Annotated in this window: 1 protein-coding gene; it reads right to left on the reverse strand. The window is 64.0% G+C overall.

Features of this window, described 5'->3' with window-relative positions:
• Positions 1-378, reverse strand: a 378-nt coding sequence (locus EN984_RS37515) for a GNAT family N-acetyltransferase (RefSeq protein ID WP_164766071.1), incomplete at both ends; no start/stop codon positions are given.

The following is a 378-nucleotide window of genomic DNA, read 5'->3' on the forward strand; positions in this document are numbered from 1 at the left end:
CGGTGAAAGGCAGCGGGTGGACGATTTCCCTCTTTTGCGCCACCGGTGCAAAGCCGAGCTTCTGGTAGAGCGGCAGAGCCGCCGGATGATCGAGCGTGCAGGTCTGCACCGTCACCCGCTTCGGCCCATGCGACCATGCGGCGGCGATCGCGGAGCCCAGGAACCAGCGGCCGATGCCTTGCCCGGTGGCATGTTCCATCATGCCGAAATAGGCGAGTTCGACTTCTTCCGGCAGATGCGGCTTGAGATCGAAGAAGCCGGCGGGCGCGCCGTCGAGGTAAAGGACCCTGATGTCGCGATCCTCACGATGGATGCCGGCGGAAAGCTCGTCGTCATCCAGCCTCAGCACATTGACCCAGTGCCATTTGCGCCCCACCC

The sequence above is a fragment of the Mesorhizobium sp. M7A.F.Ca.CA.004.12.1.1 genome, assembly GCF_003997835.1.
In the GTDB taxonomy this organism is placed as follows: domain Bacteria; phylum Pseudomonadota; class Alphaproteobacteria; order Rhizobiales; family Rhizobiaceae; genus Mesorhizobium.